We start from the raw sequence: 19,905 nt of genomic DNA, 5'->3' as shown, positions 1-19,905 counted from the left end.
GCTTACTTAGCTCAGTTCGTGAGTGGATAATGTTTTCACTTTTTATTAGTCCTTCAATGACTCGATAAATGATAAAAACAACTAAGTTCCACTATTTAAATACAAACTTCAAATCAGATCTTGGTAAAAATAATTCACTTGATGTTATGATTAAGTATAGAAGTGAAGAGGAGATGTTTTAATGAAAGTATTAGTTATTGGTGCCCATGGTAGTGTTGGTAAAATCTTGGTAAAAAAACTACAAGAATCCCAAAACCACTTTCCAATTGCCATGGTACGTAAAAAAGATCAGTTAGAAGCCTTCAAAGAGCAAGGTGTAGAAGCTGTTTTGGCAGACTTGGAAGGATCTATTAGTGATATCAGTCAAGCAGCTAAAGATGCTGATGCTATTGCATTTACCGCAGGTTCTGGTGGTAGCACTGGTGCAGATAAGACCATGTTTGTCGATCTAGATGGTACGGTAAAAGCCGTAGAAGCAGCTAAGGATGCTGGTATTGATCGTTTTGTTATTGTTAGTGCACTGGGTAGTCAACAATGGTTAGAAGATCCTCATCCAGACTGGTTAGATCAATTAGGTCCTTATTATCCTGCGAAATTTTACGCCGACCAATGGCTTAAAAATAGCGGCTTAGATTATACAATCGTACGTCCAGGCCTTCTTTCCGATGATGAAGCTGCAGGAAAAGTTAAATTAGCCAAAACACTCGTTGAAAGCGGGAAGATTACTCGCAGTGACGTTGCACAAATTATTGTTGATAGTATAGATAATGATGACACTCGTAAAAAAGAATTCGACGTCATAAATGGTGACACTCCGATCAAAGAAGCATTAAAAGAGTTAGAACAATAAATAAGTACTAAATTAATATGAAAAGCAATTGTGTTCTTTTTAAAAGAGCCTAATTGCTTTTTTTGTCATTCTATAGAATAATAGTGGAATAACTAACTGCTAAGGAGGTATTTATGCAATACAAAATTCGCGCAATGGAAGAAAAAGATTGGTCGTCTGTCTATGATATCTATCGCCAAGGAATGGAAACAAATTTAGCAACTTTCACTGTTGAAAATTTAAGTTATGAAGAATTCGATCACGAGCGTCTAAAAGAAGGCCGTTTTGTACTATTAGATGAACAAAAAGTTGCAGGTTGGACAACTTTGAAACAAGCTTATACGATTCCTCAATACCATGGAGTAGCGGAAGTTAGTATCTATATCGATCAAAATTACCAAGGAAAGGGTGTAGGATCAAGATTATTAAATCATCTAGTTGATTATTCAGAAAGAATCGGTTTGTGGACTTTAGAAGCTGATATTTTTGCTAACAACTATGGCAGCCAGCGTCTACATGAAAAATGTGGCTTTCGTAAAGTTGGTTATCGGGAAAAATTAGGAAAAGATCAATACGGTATATGGCGTGATTCTGTATTAATGGAGCGCAGAAGTAAAAAAGTAGGTATTGAATGAAAGGAGCTAATGAATGACAGTTCGTTGTGATTGGGCTAAAACAAGTCCTTTAATGCAAGATTATCACGATTATGAGTGGGGAAAAACTACGCAAGATGATAGGAAACTTTATGAATTGCTTCTATTGGAAAGTATGCAAGCAGGCTTGAGTTGGTCAACTATTTTAGATAAAAGAGAGAATTTTCGCTCAGCTTTTGACCAATTTGATTACACAAAAGTTGCAAATTATAATGACAATAAGATTGCGGAATTGTTAACTAATCCCAAAATCATTCGTAATCATTTAAAAATAAACGCTGCAGTGAATAATGCCCAAATGATTTTAAATATGCAGGAAAAATATGGGAGTTTTTCAACTTATATTTGGTCTTTTGTTGAAAATCCTATCATTAACCACTGGCAAAGCATGGAAGAAATACCAGCAAGTAGTAACTTGTCAAAACACATAAGTAAAGAATTAAAAAAAGTAGGATTTAAATTTGTGGGGCCTACCATTATTTATTCTTTCATGCAGGCAATCGGAATGGTCGATGATCATATAGAGACATGTTCATTTAAATACGAAAATAAATAAACATTGCATTTTTATTCACGGATCTTTTTTGTATAATAAATGAATATATGCATTTTTAATAGGATGTATATAAATTTAATGAACATGTAGTTAGCTACTTTATCCAACATATATATACTTTAATATGGGATATTCAGAAAAATGTATAAAAATAAAATAAAAAATACTTTCTCTTTTGTTCAAATTATGATAAGATAAATTGCAATTAATAAATGAATTTTTATGCAATTATTTTAAATAAGAAGGGTAGATAGCAAATGGGAAAGTTTAAAAGGGTATTTTTAGTTTTATTACCGTTGTTTCTATTGTTTGCACAGCTGTTTCCGATAACACAGGTAGCAGCTGAGGAAGAACAAGATGAACATTATGAGGCTATTCAAGATCGTGGGGAGCTAGTTGTTGGCTTGTCAGCTGACTATGCACCTTATGAATTTCATGCTACAGTAAATGGAGAAGATGAAATCGTAGGTTTTGATATTTCTATCGCACAAAAGATTGCGGATGATATGGGCGTAGATTTACGTGTCGAAGAAATGGGCTTTGATGCTTTACTGGGCGCTTTAGATACAGAAAAAATTGATTTGATTATTTCTGGTATGTCGCCAACACCTGAACGTTTACAGGAAGTGGATTTTTCTGAACCATACATGAATTCACAGCAACGTTTAGTGGTAAGAGAAGAAGACCAAGATAAATACACTAGTGGTGAGCAATTTGAAGATGTTCCGGTTAGTGTTCAAAAGCAAACTACTCAAGAAGAACTAGCAAATGATGAATTAAAAGACGCACAAGTCACTTCCTTGCAAAAAATTCCAGATGTTGTAATGAACCTAAAAAACGAGAAAGTAGATGCTGCTATATTAGAAGGTCCGGTGGCTGAAGCTTATGTAGAAGAAAACGACGATCTGGCTTTATCTGATCTAGAATTTGAAGAAGGAGACAAAGAAACAGCGGTCGCCTTTCCTAAAGACTCGCCAGTGTTAGCTGAAAATATTAATGGTTCTATTCAAACAATCAATGATGAAAACTTAATGGAAGGCTATCAAGAAGAAGCTAATGAATTGATGTTTAGTGAGGAAGACCAAGGTTTTTTTGCTAAATATTATCCTTACTATCTTTCAGGAACTGGCTATACTATTCTTTTAGCGATCATTGGCGTAATTTTTGGTATCATTCTCGGTGTCATTTTTGCTTTGATGAAATTGTCTTCTATAAAAATTTTACGAGTATTAGCTTCCATCTATATTGAGTATGTTCGAGGAACGCCTTTATTAGTACAAATCTTTATTGTTTATTTCGGAACAGGAATCTTAGGTCTTGATTTTTCACGTTTTGTGGCTGGCTGTATTGCATTATCGCTTAATAGCGCCGCTTATGTCGCAGAAATTATTCGCGCAGGGATCAACGGTGTAGATAAAGGGCAAATGGAAGCTGCGCGTTCACTTGGTATGGATCGTACAGAGTCTATGCGTTATATTATTTTCCCGCAAGCAATTAAAAATATCCTTCCAGCTTTAGGGAATGAATTAGTTACCGTCATCAAAGAATCCTCAGTGATTTCTGTAATTGGTGTTTCCGAGCTGATCTTTCAAGCTGGGAATGTACAGGGCGCAAGTTTTAAACCCTTCTTGCCTTATCTAATTGTTTCACTGATTTACTTTGTATTGACGTTTACGCTTTCTCGTTTGTTAGGATTTGCTGAAAGGAGAATGAAGACAAGTGATTAATATTGAAAATCTGCATAAATCATTCGATAAAAATGAAGTGTTAAAAGGAATTGACTTATCAGTTGACGCGGGTGAAGTTGTCGTGGTTATCGGCCCGTCCGGTAGTGGCAAAAGTACTTTCTTACGTTGTTTAAATTTATTAGAACAACCCACCGAAGGAACGCTTTTATTTGAAGGTAACGATCTTTTAGCAAAAGAAAATGACATTGATAAATTAAGACAAAAAATGGGAATGGTCTTTCAAAATTTTAATTTATTTCCCCATAAAACGGTTTTAGAAAATATTACGATTAGTCCTATTAAAGTAAAGGGACAAAGTGCAGAAGAAGCAAATAAAAAAGCACATGAATTGTTGGACTTAGTAGGTTTAACTGATAAAGATGACAGTTATCCAGCGAGTCTTTCAGGCGGACAGCAACAAAGAGTAGCCATTGCAAGGGCTCTGGCGATGGATCCTGACGTTATGTTGTTTGATGAACCTACTTCTGCTTTGGACCCAGAGATGGTAGGCGAAGTGTTATCTGTTATGAAGACCTTAGCTGAAGGAGGAATGACGATGATCGTTGTCAGTCACGAAATGGGTTTTGCAAAAGAAGTCGCTGATCGAGTGATTTTTATGGATGATGGTATCGTTCAAGAAGAAGGTTTACCCGAAGAGATTTTTGACCATCCAAAAAACGAACGAACACAAAGCTTTTTGAAAAAAGTATTATAAAGTAAGTGGGAGGAAATTACTCATGAATCGCTATAATTTAGCAAAAAAGTATCAAGAACCAGAAGAAAATATTATGATGGACATTGGGGCATTAGCGAAAAGTCAGGAAGAATTGATCGATTTATCGATTGGTGATCCCGATTTAATTACCGATGAACGTATCATTGAACAAGCAGCCCAAGATGCCAAAGCTGGACATACGCGTTATACCGCTTCTGATGGTAGTGCAGCTTTCATTCAAACGGTCATCGACCATTATAAAAGTCGTTATGATCTAGACTTTGCCGCTAAACAAGTACGCGCGACTGTAGGAGCGATGCATGGCATGTATTTAACACTTTTGGCGATTACCGATCCTGGTGATGAAATTATCATTCATGAGCCTTATTTTTCTCCTTATAAAGATCAAATTGAATTAGCTGGGGGCATTCCAGTTGTTATCCCTACTTATGAAAAAGATGGCTTTCAACTAGAAGCAGATATATTAGAACAAGCAATTAGCAAAAAAACAAAAGCAGTAGTAATTAATTCGCCTAATAACCCGACTGGAGCGGTTTTTTCAGAGGAAACTTTCCAAAAAATTGCGGATATTGCAATTCAACATGATTTATTTATTCTTTCTGATGAAATCTACGAAGAACTGGCTTTTGATCATTCATTTACGCCTATGGCAAAGTTCGCGCCAGAAAATACCATAACATTCAGTGGCTTTTCAAAGTCTTTTGCGATGACAGGTTGGCGTATTGGTTATATGATTGCCCCCGCTTATGTTAGTGAAATAGCCAAACTAATCAACGAAAGCATCACTTATTCCGCGCCATCTATCTCGCAACAAGCGGGTATTTATGCATTACAACACGCCGACGAACTTATCCCAGAGGTCGTCAATGTTTTTAAAGCGCGTCTTGCCTATGTAAAGAAACGGGTCGATGAGATTGATTTTCTCCATTTAGGAAAAGTGCAAGGAACAATGTACGCATTTATAAATATTGCTGATACACACTTAGATTCTGCTGCTTTTACTAAAAAATTACTGGATGAAACGCAAGTCCTGGTGGTACCGGGTAAAGCATTTGGCGTTATCACTGGTGATCAACATGTCCGTCTAGCTGTCACACAAGAAATCGCTATGTTAAAAGAAGCTTTTGACCGGATTGAACAAATGAAATTTTAAACCTTCAAACCAACAGTCAATTAAATTTAGTTGTTGGTCTCTTTTTTACAATGGATGATACTTTTCGTAAAAATCATGGTAAAATAATTAGGAAAAATAAAATTAAAGGAGTCATTTCATTGTTTAATACCTTTATTTGGGATTTTGATGGTACATTGTTTGATACTTATCCGATGATTGTACAGGGTTATTTGCAAGCTTTAAAAGAATATCATATCGATAGTACAAAAGAAGAAGTTTATCAGATTTTAAAAGAATATTCTTCGGCTAAGATTGCTGAAAAATATCAATTAGATTTTGCCGAGTTATCTAAAAAGGCAAAAGTTTATGAAGAAAAATCTGCTTACGAGCCTCAAAGTTTTACAGGAACAAAAGATGTTTTGTCCTTTATTGTTGCAAGACATAAAGGAAATATGATTTTATCTCATCGTAGACAAGCATCAACACAAGCCTTATTAAAAAAAGAACAATTAGCTGATTTAGTTACAGAAGTTGTAGGTCCAGAAAATAATTTTCCCAGAAAACCGGATCCAACTTCACTGAATTATTTGTTAAAGCAGTATGGACTTGATCCTAAAAAAACGGTAATGATCGGCGACCGTGCCTTAGATATAGATGCTGGAAAAAACGCTGGCGTTGCTACCATATTTTTTGATAATGAGCATTTGCTTACTGATATTCAAGCAGACTATCGAGTCACATCTATGAAAGAAATAGAGAAATTTGTTTAAACACCAAAACTTTTTAACTTAGAAAAAACTTTCTTTTGTTAAAAAGTTTTGGTGTTTTTTTGCGTACTTATAGGTGAAAGGAGGAGAGAACACCGATGGTAAAAGAACGGCTTAAAAAATTTTTACCTTTAATTTTAGCTACTTTAGCTACAGTTTTTGTGCTTGCAATTTATTTTAGTCAATCAAATAATGAACAAGCCGATGCTTGGGAGGAAAATGAGAGTGCATTTCAACAAGCAACTGAAGATAGTGAAAAAACAACAGAAGAAACAGGAAAAATCATCGTAGATATTAAAGGAGAAATCAATAAGCCTGGCGTTTATGAACTAGAAGGCGATGCGCGAGTAAAAGAGGTCATTTTAGAAGCAGGAGGTTTAACCAAACAAGCAGAAGAAAAGCAATTGAATTTAGCTGAAAAGTTACAAGACCAACAAATGATTTATATACCTAATAAAGAAGAAGCCGAAGAAATGGCGATTGATGGAGATAAAGAAACAGGAGATAACAATGAAGATATGATCGATATTAATGCAGCAGATATCAATGAATTACAAAAAATAAGCGGCGTAGGACCTGCCAAAGCACAAGCTATCGTTGATTATCGGGAAGAAAATGGTGCTTTTGAGAGTGTCGATGAATTAAATGAAATTTCAGGATTTGGGGAAAAGACAGTTGAAAAATTGCGTGATTCGATTAAAATATAGTATAAGTAAGATCAAGAAAGGAGGAAAATGATGGCAGACAAACGCATTCCATGGGATCAGTATTTTATGGCCCAAGCACTACTTTTATCATTAAGAAGTACTTGTAGCCGTCTGGAAGTTGGCGCGACTTTAGTTAAAGACCGACGGATCATCGCCGGAGGATACAATGGTTCTGTTTCCGGTGATAAGCATTGTATTGACCATGGCTGTTATCTTGTGGATGGTCACTGTATTCGTACGATTCATGCAGAAATGAACGCTATTTTACAATGTGCTAAATTTGGGATTTCTACTGCAGGCGCAGAAATTTATGTGACTCATTTTCCTTGTTTGCAATGTACTAAAGCATTGTTACAAGCAGGTGTTAAGACAATTCATTATCTTAATAATTACCATAATGATTCTTACGCTTTAGAATTGATCAACCAAGTTGGTGGCGCCGTCCACCAAGTCACGCTTGAACCTCATTATTTTGAAAAATTATCTTTTGGTCAATTGCATGAACCACAGGATTGATTTTTCCTGGAAAAATCAATTAGTCTTCCCCATAATTATAGCTGCTAGCTTATTAAATGCTTATTTACTGCAACAACCCCTTTTATTGTTGGTTAGTATTTACTTTTCATTTGTTCTCTGCTGCAAAAAGCAAGTTGTCTTAGGGCTATTGTGTATTTTTTGCAGCTTTTTTTTATTGCTAAGGGCCCATACTATGGCTTTACCTCAAGCTCCAGAAGCAGAAAAGGAAGTATCTACAAAAATTAAGATTTATAATGATACGATTAAAGTAAATGGAGACCTAGTTTCTTTTGAAGGAAAAATTGACGATTACAAAATAGACGGACAATATCAAGTTGAAAACAAGCAAGAACAAAAATCTTGGAAAAGACGTGCAAACTGGAGTAAAGAAATCCAAGTATCAGGTACTTTTTTACCCCTAGAAGGTAAACGAAACTTACATGGCTTTGATGCAAAATGGTTTGCTTTTTCCAAGCATAAGCTGGGAACTTATAGAATTGAAGAGATTCAAAATAAACGTCCGCTAAGCGGTATTTCGTTTTTAAGGCAATGGCGAGCTTTCTGTATTGATTGGGTAGAAGCAAATTTTTCTTCCAAAACAGCTACTTATATTCTATCTTTGCTTTTTGGTTATCGCGATACAAGTTTTCAAGAAATTAAAGAAGTCTATAGTAGTGCAGGTATTTTACATTTATTTACTATCTCCGGTATGCATGTCTATCTATTTTATGGTTGGCTTTTTTTCTTTCTTCGTCGCACCAATCTAACTTTTGGTGAGTTTGGTTTGTTTTTCTTTCTACTTATTTTTGTAAGCACTATTTTATTTGGGCAAACAATCAGTGTTTGGCGCGCTTCTTTGATGTATATATTACGTTTGTTTTTCAAAGAAATAAATATTAAACTTGCAAGTCTAGATCGGTTTAGTATTGTATTGTTTCTACTATTATTATACGACCCAAAAACATTGCTACAATTTTCGGGGATTTTATCTCTATGGATGTCCTGGGTAATTTTACTTCATCAAAGTTCCCCCAAAAAATATGGGCAGCGTTTATTACACTCTCAAGAAATCTCTTTATTAGCTGCACCACTCATTATGTATATGTTTTTTGAAGTACCTCTGTTAGCTGGCTTGTTAACAGCGTTATTTGTTCCTTTGTTTAGCCGAATCATATTACCCTTGTTAGTTGCTAGCTGTTTTGTAAATTTATTGGGTTTTTCCCATAATATCTTAGAAATAGTATTAGAAAAGTTAATCATTTTTTTTGAAAAAACGCTTAGCTTTACTAAGTCCTTTGTTTTAACAACAGGACAACCCCCTTTATTTTTGACTATACTTGCTTTAATTGCTGGGATTTATATTTATCAAAATCATCGTAAAATTTGTTTGCTTCTTCCTAGTTTTTTATTAATTGTCTTCCAATTATTTTCTTTAGAAACTTCTATTGCTTTTGTTGATGTAGGACAAGGAGATAGTATTGTTATACAAACTCCCTTTAAACAGGAAGTATATGTTATTGATACTGGAGGAAAAATGAACTTTTTTCAAGAAGATTGGCAAAGGCGCAATTACCGCTCAAATGCGGAGTATACGTTAATTCCATACTTAAAAGGAGAAGGTGTCAAGAAAATTGATGGTTTATTTATAACCCATGGTGATATTGACCATATGGGGGATGCACAAGAAGTCATGGAAGCCTTCAATGTCAAGTCGCTTTATCTAGGAAAGGGTAGCTTTCAAAGTGAAAATATAAAAAAACTTTTAAAAAACACAACAAAAAATACAGTTATTGAAGAAATTGGTAGTAAAGATCATGTTGGTAAAAAATTAAAACTTCATATTTTAGGACCTGAACATGTGGGAAAGGGTGAAAACGAAGACTCCTTAGTTATTGCCACTACAATTTATGGTACAAATTTTGTAATGACTGGTGATTTAGGACAAGAAGGTGAAAAAAAGGTGATAAAAGACTATCCTCATTTGCAGGCTGACGTTTTAAAATTGGGTCATCATGGCAGCCATACCTCGTCAGCGCCTGAATTTATTGAACAATTACAGCCTAAACAAGGCATCATCTCTTGTGGTGAAAATAATCGTTTCGGCCATCCACATCCAGAAGTGATGGATACTTTACAAGATTACGGAGTAAAAGCGCTACGAACAGATAAACAGGGAATGCTGCGCTATTCTTGGAGTACTTTAACTCCTAAAATGCAAATTACAACACAAAAACAAGACTAGTCATTCCGTCTGTTTCATGATAGGATTTCTTTTGAGAAGTAAAAAGAGGGGCTATTTTATGAACGTTCAAAATGCTTTACAGATTATTTATGATCAAAAGTTTCAAGCTATTTATTTAGTAGTTGGGACAGAAGAATATCTACAAAAACAAATACACCAAGCTTTTCTTGAAAGTTTACATCTAGGGGTTGATGATTTAAACTTTGCTGCCTTTGATCTAGAGGAAAACACGGTGGATGAAGTACTTGATGAAGCAGAATCTATGCCTTTTTTTGGCGATTATCGTTTGATTTTTGTTGAAAGTCCGTTTATTTTAACAGCTGAGAAAAAAACAAATGCACCAGAACATGATGTTGAACGTCTGGTATCTTACTTGAAAAATCCGGTCGACACCACAATTTTAGTTTTTTTCGCTGATTATGAAAAACTCGATGAACGTAAGAAAGTTACGAAACAATTAAAAAAACAAGCAGAAACGATCGATGTAGAGCCTATGAGTGAAGCACAGCTACGCCGTTTTTTGCAACAGACATTAGATAATGATGGCATTGATATGGACAGAGAAGCTTTTGAGTTATTTATTCGGCTAACGGATGCTAATCTTACAAAAGCTATGAGAGAGTTACAAAAGTTACAATTATTTGCTTCTAAAACAAAACGTATAAGAAAAAATGATGTTGAAAACTTGGTTCCTAAAACGCTCGAAGATAATGTATTTGATTTGACCAATTATGTGTTACAAGGCAAAACAGCTGAAGCTTTACAGTTATATGAAGATCTGCATGTACAAGGAGAAGAGACGATCAAGATTAATGCTATTTTAATTAGCCAAATACGTATTTATTTACAGACAGTGATCCTATTAAAGATGGGCTATCAACAAGGTAATATTACGCGCACTTTAAATGTTCATCCCTACCGCGTGAAGCTTGCGATTCAACAAGTACGTAAGATTGATAGCAAAATCCTAACTCGACTCTATGATGAGCTTATTGAAAATGATTATAAAATCAAAACAGGACAGATGGATAAAGAATACTTATTTCAATTGTTTCTTTTACAAGCGGCTTAATTTTAGCCTAAAAAAAAGATTTGAAGCTTTTAACAAACTTCAAATCTTTTTTTTATTTAGCGGCGATTTTGCTTAAACGTGATTTATCACGCGCTGCTTTATTTTTATGAACTAATCCTTTTGATTCAGCTGTGTCAATTGCGCTTACAGCATCTTTGAACAACGCATCTTTATTATCAGCATTTTCACGGGCTGCTTGTTCTGCTTGTTTGATAGCAGTACGCATAGCACTCATTTGAGCTGAGTTTTTAGGAGTAACTTTATAATTTTGGCGAACTCGTTTGATTGCACCTTTAATTTGTGGCATTTATTTCACCTCCGGATCAGAAAATATTATACGAAAATAACGTATAATGCAACAATAGTCATTATACATAATGCTTCAGTTGTTTGCAATAACAACTTATAAAGAATTTTATTGTTAAAACATTACAAGAGCAGATACATTTGAGGGAAAGATTTTAATTTTTTGTTTTTCAAATAAAAAACCGAATTAAAGCACAAATCAACTCCATATTGACTAGCTTTTGTGCTATGATAAGCTCGAACTATGAATGGTGGTGTAATTTTGAGCGTTGCATTAGTAATTACAGTTACCCTAGTTATGGATGTTATCTTTGTAAATGGTTGGACGGATGCACCTAATGCTCTGCCTATATTGGACTCTTATATTTCAGTGTCCTATATAGGCAGAGCGTATCAACTTGCTTTGTAACTTAGCTTTTATTTGTTTTAATTAAGCTTCTTCTAGTTCTTTGCCTTTTTCAATATAAGCTGTTGAACCAACTTCTTGGCAAGAGAAATCGCCATTTTCATAAGTTAAACGAGTCACAGAGCCATTTTCTAAGTCCATGCGAACGTTACTTTCCTCATTAATTAAATTCAATAAGAAGGCAATCGTTAAACCATGAGAGACGACTAGTGCTTTGCCACCACCATTTTTTTCAATACGATGAGCGATATCTTCAAAACCAGTACGCACACGATAACTTAGTTCATCGTAGGTTTCGGCCCAGTTTGCTGTATCCGCATCATAGATGGCTTCGCAGATCTGTTTAAAACTGGTTTGTTTATCGATCATTTCATCGTAATTATGAAAATTCAAAACTCTAGGAACAACGCCCCACATTTCAGCGTCGTAACCTCCTTCTAGTGAACCAAAACACCATTCCCGAATTCTTTTATCTACACGAAAAGGAACCTTAGCGCCATTTGGAAGTTGGCTTAAAATAATTCTTGCAGTTTCGATAGCACGACCGGAATCACTAGCATAAGCTTCTTCAAAATTAATATCTTTAAGTCCTGCCCCTAGATATCGGATACCTTCTTCCCCTGTCTTTGTAAGGGGAGTATCACACCAACCTTGCACTCGTTGTACTGTATTAAACATAGTTTTACCATGTCTTACGATGTATAATTCTGTTTTTGTCATTTTCTTCACTCCTTGGTTAATTAATCAACGAAAAAGGGATTCGTTATTTTTTCATGACCGATCGAAGTTATCGGACCATGTCCTGGATATACTGTATATTCATCGGCTAATTGGAATAACTGCGAATTAATGCTATCAAGTAGCTGATCGTAGTTTCCCGTATAAAAATCAGTTCTACCAATGCTGCCATTAAACAAAACATCCCCTGAAACAACAAAATCATCAAAAATAAAACTTACACTGCCTATCGAATGTCCCGGAGTAGGAACAACTTTAAAGGAAATACCAGCTAAATTATAATCACGCAGTTCTAATTTATACTCTGCGGGGCGAACGATTACTTGTCTTTCTTCAGGTAATTGCACGGATAAATTTAAAACTGGATTTTGTAGCCAGTCAAGTTCTAAAGGGTTGAGATAAACGGGAATTTGATATTCATCGCGCAACTCATCTACAGCGCCAATATGATCAAAATGAGCATGAGTTAATAAAATCGCGACGGGTAAGGCATCTGTTTGTTTAATTTGTTGTTTAATATTAAAGGCATCAGCGCCTGGGTCAATAATTAAAAGTGACTGGTCCTGCCATATTAAGTAACAATTTTCACCAATATCGCCCGTTACCAATCGATTGATACGCATAAAAGTTAACCCCCCCTCTATAAAATACTAACTCAAGTATAACTTAAATTATTCCGACAAACAAAGAAGATGAGTGGATTTTTTTATCTTGCTGTAAAAATAGCTAAAAGTATTCTATAATAATAGTTTGGAAGAAGGTGGCAACATGTTTTCTGAGAAAATTTCGGTCAGACATCTCGTTGAGTTTATTCTACGTAGAGGAAATCTTAGCAGTCAAAAAAATAGTAATCATACTGCACAAGAAGGCGCAAAAATTCATCGCAAACTACAAAAAGCTGCAGGAGAAAATTATCAAAAAGAAGTATTTTTAAAAGAAGAAATAACTGTTGAAAATGATAAGATCATTGTTGAAGGTCGCGCAGATGGTATTTTTCAAGAAAACGAAGAGTGGATAATTGATGAGATAAAAACTTCGGAAGTACAATTTGAAGAATTAGAAGATGATCAAATTGAAATTTACTTCTATCAAGCAATGGTCTATGCGTATATCTACTCTTTACAAAATCATTTAACAAATATCCAAGTACAGCTAACTTATTATCAAACGATTGAAGAAGAAACCGTCCAAAGAAGACGTTCATATGAATGGAGTTTTTTAAAAGACTTTTTTGATAAGCTGATAAAAGAATATCATAAGTGGTTGGTCTTTCAAAAAAATTGGCGAGATCAACGTAATAAAACACTGCAGCAAATGTCTTTTCCCTATCAAGAGTTTCGTAGTGGACAACGCGAATTAGCCGCCGCAGCTTATAAGACTTTACGTAGCCAGCAAGAGCTATTTATTGAAGCCCCTACCGGAATAGGCAAGACGATTTCTACACTTTTTCCAGCGTTCAAAGCTTTGGGAGAAGACCGCGCGGATCGAATTTTTTATTTAACAGCTAAAACAATCACTAGACAAGTGGCCGAAGATACATTAACCGTTTTAGCGGATAAAGGTGCGCAAATAAAAAGTGTCACCATCACAGCAAAAGATAAAATACGTTTTCCAGAAGAACAAGAGGGCAATCCAGACGATAGCCCTTATTCTATAGGATATTATGATCGAATCAATGAAGCACTATGGGACATTTTGCATCATGAAAACCAAATGACTCGTTCTGTAATTGAAAGTTATGCAAAAAAACATGTCGTTTCTCCTTTTGAATTCTCTCTTGATATTAGTCTATTTTGCGATGTGATTATTGGTGATTATAACTATTTATTTGATCCTACAGTATATTTACGTCGTTTCTTTGAAGATAATAGCGAAGCGTATTACTTTTTGATCGATGAAGCTCATAATCTTGTGAATCGTTCGCGTGAAATGTATTCTGCTTCTATTCATAGACAATCTTTTAACAGTGTTTTTAAAAGTTTTTCCAAAAACGATAAAAAGATTCTCAAAAATCTCAAAAAAATCGATCAAGAATTTGCCGCAATTGAAGAAACTGCGCAGGAATCTGGCTGGACTTTCCATCATCAAAAAGGACAGGCGGATACTTTGCTTAAACTTTTATTTCGTTTTAGCGAATTAGTCAAAGAATGGTTAGCTGCAAATGAAGGAAATCCACAGGAGGAGAAAATCTTAGACCTTTATTTTGATGTTCTACGATTTTTAAAAATGAGTGATTTTTATGATGAAACATACGAAACAACTATTGAAATTATGTATCATGATTTGAAAATCCGACAATTTTGTATGTCACCAGCACCATTTTTAGCGGATACGCTTCATAAAGGGAAAGCTAGTCTACTTTTTTCTGCGAGTTTGACACCCTTGCCTTATTACCAAGAAGTATTAGGAGGGCATCGGGAGGCATTACGTTATCGTCTAGCTAGCCCATTTCCAGAAAAAAACCAACAAGTCTTCATTGCCGATTATATCCAAACAACTTATAAGAAAAGAAATCATAGTTATCAAGCAATAGCTCAAGCTATTGCAGAAGCAGTTTTTGCTCAAAAAGGGAATTACTTAGTGTTTTTTCCATCTTATAAATATCTAGATGATTGTTATCAAATTTTTCGCGAACAATTTCCAGAAATCGATACGATTGTACAAGATACACAAATGAATGAAAAAGAACGCGAAGATTTTTTGGCAAAATTTGTTGAAAGGCCAACACAATCTTTGGTCGGCTTTTGTGTATTAGGCGGTGTATTTTCTGAAGGTATTGACTTAAAAGCTTCACGCTTAGTAGGCAGTATTATCGTAGGTGTTGGGCTGCCTCAAATGAATCATGAACAAGAATTAATTAAAGAATATTTTGATGAAAAAGAGGGAAAAGGCTTTGCGTATGCTTATCAGCTGCCGGGAATGAATAAAGTATTACAAGCCGCTGGTCGTGTCATTCGAGATAGTACTGATAAAGGCATTGTTTTACTTTTAGACCAAAGATTTACGACTAAAGCCTATCGCCAACTCTTTCCTGCCCATTGGCAGAATATGAAAATTTGTCACAATCTTGCACAATTAAAACAAGGAATGGAAAGTTTTTGGCAAGAAGTTGAATAAATCTCCCCATTTAAAATATTGACAAAATAGAATTTAGTTAAAAGATAAAAGATTGTTAACTTATCTACAAATAGCGTTTACAAATGATATAAAACAAGGTATGATTTGCTTGGAGAGAAAAGTAGAGGGGGGATTAGAAAACATGAGTGTCGCACGAACAGAAGAAGAAATTGAAGAAATAAAAGATAATATTTTAATGGCACTAGAAACTGTTATCGATCCAGAGTTAGGAATCGATATTGTCAATTTGGGTTTAATCTATGGCGTAGAGTTCGATGATGCAACAGGAGACACTGAAATCAAAATGACACTGACAACGATGGGATGTCCTTTAGCTGATATTTTGACTGAGGCAATTTTGGATTCACTAAATGAAGTGCCTGAAGTAAATCAGGTAGATGTAAAACTCGTCTGGTATCCACCATGGACACCGGAAAAAATGAGTCGCTACGCGCGAATTGCATTAGGAATAAGGTAAATAAAAATATTAAATTGTTTATTCAATTTATTAAAACTAAGGAAAGCTTCTTTATTAAAAAAATTAATAAAGAAGCTTTTTTAAGTGATTTTAGATAAATACTTCCATGGGGGATTACTTTAGTACAAAAGACAGGCTAGTGGTCTCTTCCTTGTTAAACTTTGAGACAATTACTCTGTTCATGGCCCCTTCTTTGGCTGACTCAGGGACAAATAATAAATGATCGGTCTCTACTTCGCCATACTTAGGGACAATAGCCAAAGTTTTGGCCTCTTTTTTATTTGAGTTTAGGACAAAAACCTACATACTAGTCTTTTTTTATTAGATTTAATTTTATCTGTTTTTATAACTGATTCTTTCATTGCTTTTTGTTTTAAATTTGTATAAACTACTAACAAATATTAAAGAGATCATCTAGGAGGACAAACCATGTTTGAAGTAACTTTCCAGGATTATACATTTCAATCTCCGCTAATGAATGCTTCAGGTGTTCATTGTATGACCAGTGAAGAATTAAACGGCTTAGTAGACTCAAGGGCGGGGACATTTATAACCAAAAGCGTAACACAGCAGAAAAGACAAGGGAATCTGGAACCTCGATATTATGAAACAAAACTAGGTAGTATTAATTCAATGGGTTTGCCTAATTTAGGATTTGATTATTATCTTGATTATGTCAATGAATATCAGAAAAAATTTTCTACTCCGATGTTTTTTTCAGTGGCTAGTATGAGTATGCAAGAAAATATTGAAACTTTAAAAACGCTTGAAGATAGCAAGTTTCATGGTTTTACTGAATTAAATTTATCTTGTCCTAATGTAGCGGGTAAACCACAAGTTGCTTATGACTTTGCATTGACCGAGCAAATTTTAACTGAAATCTTTTCCTTTTATACAAAACCACTGGGTGTCAAACTTCCCCCATATTTTGATATCGCACATTTCGACCAAATAGCTAGCATTTTAAATAAATTTCCTCTGGCTTTTGTCAATTCTATCAACTCAGTTGGTAACGGACTGGTGATTGACCCAGATAAAGAACAAGTGGTGATCAAACCTAAGGAAGGGTTCGGTGGAATTGGTGGCGAATATATCAAACCCACTGCTTTGGCAAACGTACGTGCTTTTTATACGCGTTTAAATCCAAGTATTCAAATTATTGGAACCGGCGGGATTGTTTCTGGTCAGGACGCTTTTGAACATCTTTTATGCGGTGCTTCAATGTTACAAATTGGTACGCAATTATATAAAGAAGGCCCCTCAGTTTTTGCTAGAATTCTCGACGAACTGGCTGCGATCATGAATGCTAAGGGGTATAGCAGTATTCAACAATTTCAAGGAAAGTTAAAAATAATAGAAGAGTAAGAGGTCATAGGATGATTTTTAGAACAGCTGACATCCAAGATATTCCCAGAATTATGACGTTGACTGCACAAGGAATTGCAGTATTAAAAAAACAAGGCTCTCCTCAGTGGCAAGATGGTTATGGCCCGAGTTGGCAACAAATTGAACAAGATATTAAAGAGGGCGCAGGCTACGTGCTTGAAGATGAGGAAGTTATTGCTTACGCCGCCTTAATTAAAGGAACTGACCCAGTTTATACAGTGATAAAAGAAGGTGCCTGGTTAAAAAAAGGACCTTATGTATCTATTCATCGAGTTGTCGTTGACAGTCAAGAAACTGGGAAGGGACTGGCACAAAAACTATTACGTCATTTAATTGATGTCAGTCAGCAATTGGGCTATTGCGATGTTCGTATCGATACTTATCACTTAAACATCGGCATGCAAAAGGCGATAATAAATGCTGGCTTTGTTTATCGCGGCAAAGTTCAATTTCCTATACCTTACGGCGGGCGCTGGGCATATCAATATTTACTAGAATAGGAAAGGGAGTTTTTTCTTACAAACAAATTTGTTTGTAAGAGAATTTTAAAGAAACGAAAATAAAATAGCATATTCGCCCTATTTTTGATATGATTTCTATGAAAGAGTTGTCAAAATTACATCATTTTTGTTTCGAAATAATTTATAAAGTTACTAAGAACAAAGCTTCTTTTTTCTAATAAACATGATAAAATGGTAACAAAGCAACAGAGGAGGTTACACTATGCCTAAACAAACAGGGCGCCAAAATAACGAAGATTCTACAGATAAATTACAAGGGCCAAGTTTTAATGAAATTAAAGAGGTCGCTTTTCAAAATGTAGGCTCGATGCTTAAAGATTTACAAGCTTTTGAACAAGCGATTCAAAATGAAGATATTGCTGAAATCTATCGTATTTATAAAGGGAAATTACATGAAGAATTAAAGAAAACCTCAAATAAAAATCATGAGATCGATGAATTATTAGCACAAAAAATTCATGATAGTTTTACTCAGGCTTTTCCTTTTATTCATCACGAACAAAAAATATCTCCCACTATGAATTACTACCGTCTAGGTGATTATTATCGTGAGCGTGCAACGATCGGTATTGATGCGAGTACGCCCGAGATATTTGTTTTACCCAATATTGATAAAGAATGGCGTGAATTTGCGCCCGGTAAGCGTGATGCTTTAAACAAAATTGAAAAAGAAATGGACGAACTCGATGCCAACATTATCACTGCTGAATCAGAGATCTCAAACATCGATGAACAGATAAAAGAGATTGAAAATGAAAAAACATCGGTGGAAAATACCAAAGGTCTGTTTAATCGAAACAAAACTGAGGAAGAAATTGAAGACTTAGATAACAAATTACAAGCATTGGCAGAAAAAAGAGAAGGTTGGTTACCTTATATAGAAGATAAAAGTAAAACCAATAAAAAAAGAGAGGAACTGATGAAAAATCATCACGATATGCGTCTAAAACAAGCAGTTGTGACGAAAGAATTTCGTTTGATCCAGCAATATTTTGGCTCATTAAAAGCAATGAATCAACAGATTCAAGATTTTCTAACAGCTTATCTAGGTTCAGCTAAAGGAGGGAATCACGCATGAGTGCAAAAGAAAATAAATCTACAGAATTAAAAAAAGCATCGCAAAATAAAGAAGAAACGGATCCTTATTATAAAGAAAAGGAACAAAATCATGCCGAAATGGTTTCCTGGATCGCTTCAGCTGAAAAAGAACTAGCTGATTTACGCTTACGAAAAACTTTACTAGAAGATGATTTTACTGAGTTACTAAACGAATACAGACGTTTAATTGTAACAGATGCAGCGATCTCAACCGTTGCTAAAACCAGTTTACTGGCTTATCTTACTTATGAATTATTGAAACCTTTAAATGACGCTACATTAAAACAAACTGACAGCTATAATGTATGGGAAGCAAAATATTTCTCGATTAAATATCAGCTGACTGACAAAAGAGATTTAGCGTTAAGTTTTAAAATGAACGTCATTGATACTCGCTTTGAAGCGAAGTTTATGCCTTTATTTTTATTGGATTTACAAGAGATGTCAGTTACAGTAGACGAACGTCAGGTGTTAGAACTCATTCGTTTATGGTATTCTGAGAAAGTATTTTCTCGTAATCAGTTAACTTTGATTAATTACGACTTGAATCGTTTGTTAGCGAATTTTAAACAATTAGGCTTTACTGTTTCCGCAAGTCTTTTAGATAATACTAGAGCACTTTCAGTAGATCTGGAAAGTGACTTTCCTTTAGAAACCAACATTTTAGACGATATTTTTATCACTGCGATGGATTCTACCGAGTATGACTTTGATAAAATTGGTCAAAGGTATTATCAAGTAAAATTAAATCAAGAGCAAAATGTGTATATTCAATCGAAGAAAAATAGGACACACCTATTTATCGATTCCAATAATCGTCGTCGCTCAATTTTGGATTTTTTCACTCATTATCCATTCTTTGTACCATTGATTGTGCGAGAATAAGTAAGAAAGTCTGGAGTTAATTTCCGGACTTTTTTCATTAATAAGGATGAA

General features: G+C 34.8%; 20 protein-coding genes. 17 read left to right on the top strand and 3 right to left on the bottom strand.

The window, feature by feature from the left end; all coding sequences use genetic code 11:
• Nucleotides 1-181: 181 nt before the first annotated feature.
• The 11 genes from AC806_RS05465 to holA all read left to right on the top strand — a co-directional run bounded on the left by AC806_RS05465 (nucleotide 182) and on the right by holA (nucleotide 10,919).
• Nucleotides 182-850, top strand: a complete 669-nt coding sequence (locus AC806_RS05465) for an SDR family oxidoreductase (protein WP_069028950.1) — start codon at nucleotides 182-184, stop codon at nucleotides 848-850.
• A gap of 113 nt (nucleotides 851-963) precedes the next feature.
• Nucleotides 964-1,464: a GNAT family N-acetyltransferase gene (locus AC806_RS05460; RefSeq protein WP_069028949.1), complete on the top strand. Its 501-nt coding sequence runs from the start codon at nucleotides 964-966 to the stop codon at nucleotides 1,462-1,464.
• Nucleotides 1,465-1,477: 13 nt separating this feature from the next.
• Nucleotides 1,478-2,038: a DNA-3-methyladenine glycosylase I gene (locus AC806_RS05455; protein ID WP_069028948.1), complete on the top strand. Its 561-nt coding sequence runs from the start codon at nucleotides 1,478-1,480 to the stop codon at nucleotides 2,036-2,038.
• Between the two features lie 257 nt (nucleotides 2,039-2,295).
• A complete protein-coding gene (locus AC806_RS05450) occupies nucleotides 2,296-3,765 on the top strand; it encodes an ABC transporter substrate-binding protein/permease (protein ID WP_069028947.1) in 1,470 nt (489 codons plus the stop codon).
• The gene (locus AC806_RS05445; RefSeq protein WP_069028946.1) at nucleotides 3,758-4,480 is read left to right on the top strand and encodes an amino acid ABC transporter ATP-binding protein; all 723 of its coding nucleotides are present in this window, start codon (nucleotides 3,758-3,760) and stop codon (nucleotides 4,478-4,480) included. The genes AC806_RS05450 and AC806_RS05445 overlap by 8 nt, the downstream gene beginning before the upstream one ends.
• Nucleotides 4,481-4,502: 22 nt before the next feature.
• Entirely contained in the window at nucleotides 4,503-5,654 is a 1,152-nt protein-coding gene (locus AC806_RS05440) for a pyridoxal phosphate-dependent aminotransferase (protein WP_069028945.1), read from the top strand.
• 119 nt (nucleotides 5,655-5,773) lie between these two features.
• Nucleotides 5,774-6,385 carry an HAD-IA family hydrolase gene (locus AC806_RS05435; RefSeq protein WP_069028944.1) on the top strand — a complete coding sequence of 204 codons (612 nt, stop codon included), beginning with the start codon at nucleotides 5,774-5,776 and terminating at the stop codon, nucleotides 6,383-6,385.
• A 95-nt stretch (nucleotides 6,386-6,480) separates the two neighbouring features.
• Complete coding sequence (locus AC806_RS05430; RefSeq protein ID WP_061840254.1) at nucleotides 6,481-7,089, top strand: helix-hairpin-helix domain-containing protein; 609 nt, start codon at nucleotides 6,481-6,483, stop codon at nucleotides 7,087-7,089.
• A 30-nt stretch (nucleotides 7,090-7,119) separates the two neighbouring features.
• Nucleotides 7,120-7,605: a ComE operon protein 2 gene (locus tag AC806_RS05425; protein WP_041591822.1), complete on the top strand. Its 486-nt coding sequence runs from the start codon at nucleotides 7,120-7,122 to the stop codon at nucleotides 7,603-7,605.
• Between the two features lie 193 nt (nucleotides 7,606-7,798).
• Nucleotides 7,799-9,847, top strand: coding sequence for a DNA internalization-related competence protein ComEC/Rec2 (locus AC806_RS05420; RefSeq protein WP_014124825.1), 2,049 nt, complete (start codon nucleotides 7,799-7,801; stop codon nucleotides 9,845-9,847).
• A 58-nt stretch (nucleotides 9,848-9,905) separates the two neighbouring features.
• The gene (gene holA / locus AC806_RS05415) at nucleotides 9,906-10,919 is read left to right on the top strand and encodes a DNA polymerase III subunit delta (RefSeq protein ID WP_014124824.1); all 1,014 of its coding nucleotides are present in this window, start codon (nucleotides 9,906-9,908) and stop codon (nucleotides 10,917-10,919) included.
• 52 nt (nucleotides 10,920-10,971) lie between these two features.
• Here the strand turns inward: holA and rpsT are convergent, their stop codons facing one another.
• From rpsT to AC806_RS05400, 3 genes are all read right to left on the bottom strand, one after another.
• Complete coding sequence (gene rpsT / locus AC806_RS05410) at nucleotides 10,972-11,226, bottom strand: 30S ribosomal protein S20 (protein WP_014124823.1); 255 nt, start codon at nucleotides 11,224-11,226, stop codon at nucleotides 10,972-10,974.
• Nucleotides 11,227-11,655: 429 nt separating this feature from the next.
• A complete protein-coding gene (locus AC806_RS05405) occupies nucleotides 11,656-12,351 on the bottom strand; it encodes a histidine phosphatase family protein (RefSeq protein WP_061840253.1) in 696 nt (231 codons plus the stop codon).
• 20 nt (nucleotides 12,352-12,371) lie between these two features.
• A complete protein-coding gene (locus tag AC806_RS05400; RefSeq protein WP_061840252.1) occupies nucleotides 12,372-12,992 on the bottom strand; it encodes an MBL fold metallo-hydrolase in 621 nt (206 codons plus the stop codon).
• Nucleotides 12,993-13,137: 145 nt separating this feature from the next.
• Between AC806_RS05400 and AC806_RS05395 the strand changes: the two genes are divergently transcribed.
• The 6 genes from AC806_RS05395 (at nucleotide 13,138) to AC806_RS05370 (ending at nucleotide 19,854) form a co-directional block, all read left to right on the top strand.
• Nucleotides 13,138-15,486 carry a helicase C-terminal domain-containing protein gene (locus tag AC806_RS05395; RefSeq protein ID WP_061840251.1) on the top strand — a complete coding sequence of 783 codons (2,349 nt, stop codon included), beginning with the start codon at nucleotides 13,138-13,140 and terminating at the stop codon, nucleotides 15,484-15,486.
• Between the two features lie 142 nt (nucleotides 15,487-15,628).
• Nucleotides 15,629-15,964: a metal-sulfur cluster assembly factor gene (locus AC806_RS05390; protein ID WP_061840250.1), complete on the top strand. Its 336-nt coding sequence runs from the start codon at nucleotides 15,629-15,631 to the stop codon at nucleotides 15,962-15,964.
• A 429-nt stretch (nucleotides 15,965-16,393) separates the two neighbouring features.
• A complete protein-coding gene (locus AC806_RS05385; protein WP_014124815.1) occupies nucleotides 16,394-17,329 on the top strand; it encodes a dihydroorotate oxidase in 936 nt (311 codons plus the stop codon).
• Nucleotides 17,330-17,340: 11 nt separating this feature from the next.
• Entirely contained in the window at nucleotides 17,341-17,850 is a 510-nt protein-coding gene (locus AC806_RS05380; protein WP_014124814.1) for a GNAT family N-acetyltransferase, read from the top strand.
• Nucleotides 17,851-18,073: 223 nt separating this feature from the next.
• On the top strand, nucleotides 18,074-18,949 hold the full coding sequence (locus tag AC806_RS05375; protein ID WP_014124813.1) for a V-type ATP synthase subunit I domain-containing protein: 876 nt from the start codon (nucleotides 18,074-18,076) through the stop codon (nucleotides 18,947-18,949).
• Nucleotides 18,946-19,854 carry a hypothetical protein gene (locus AC806_RS05370; protein WP_061840249.1) on the top strand — a complete coding sequence of 303 codons (909 nt, stop codon included), beginning with the start codon at nucleotides 18,946-18,948 and terminating at the stop codon, nucleotides 19,852-19,854. The genes AC806_RS05375 and AC806_RS05370 overlap by 4 nt, the downstream gene beginning before the upstream one ends.
• Nucleotides 19,855-19,905 lie beyond the last annotated feature (51 nt).

The organism is Tetragenococcus halophilus, assembly GCF_001712815.1.
Classification (GTDB): Bacteria; Bacillota; Bacilli; order Lactobacillales; family Enterococcaceae; genus Tetragenococcus; species Tetragenococcus halophilus.
Note: the sequence above shows the minus strand (reverse complement) of the source record. Positions and strands in the feature narration are given on the sequence as shown.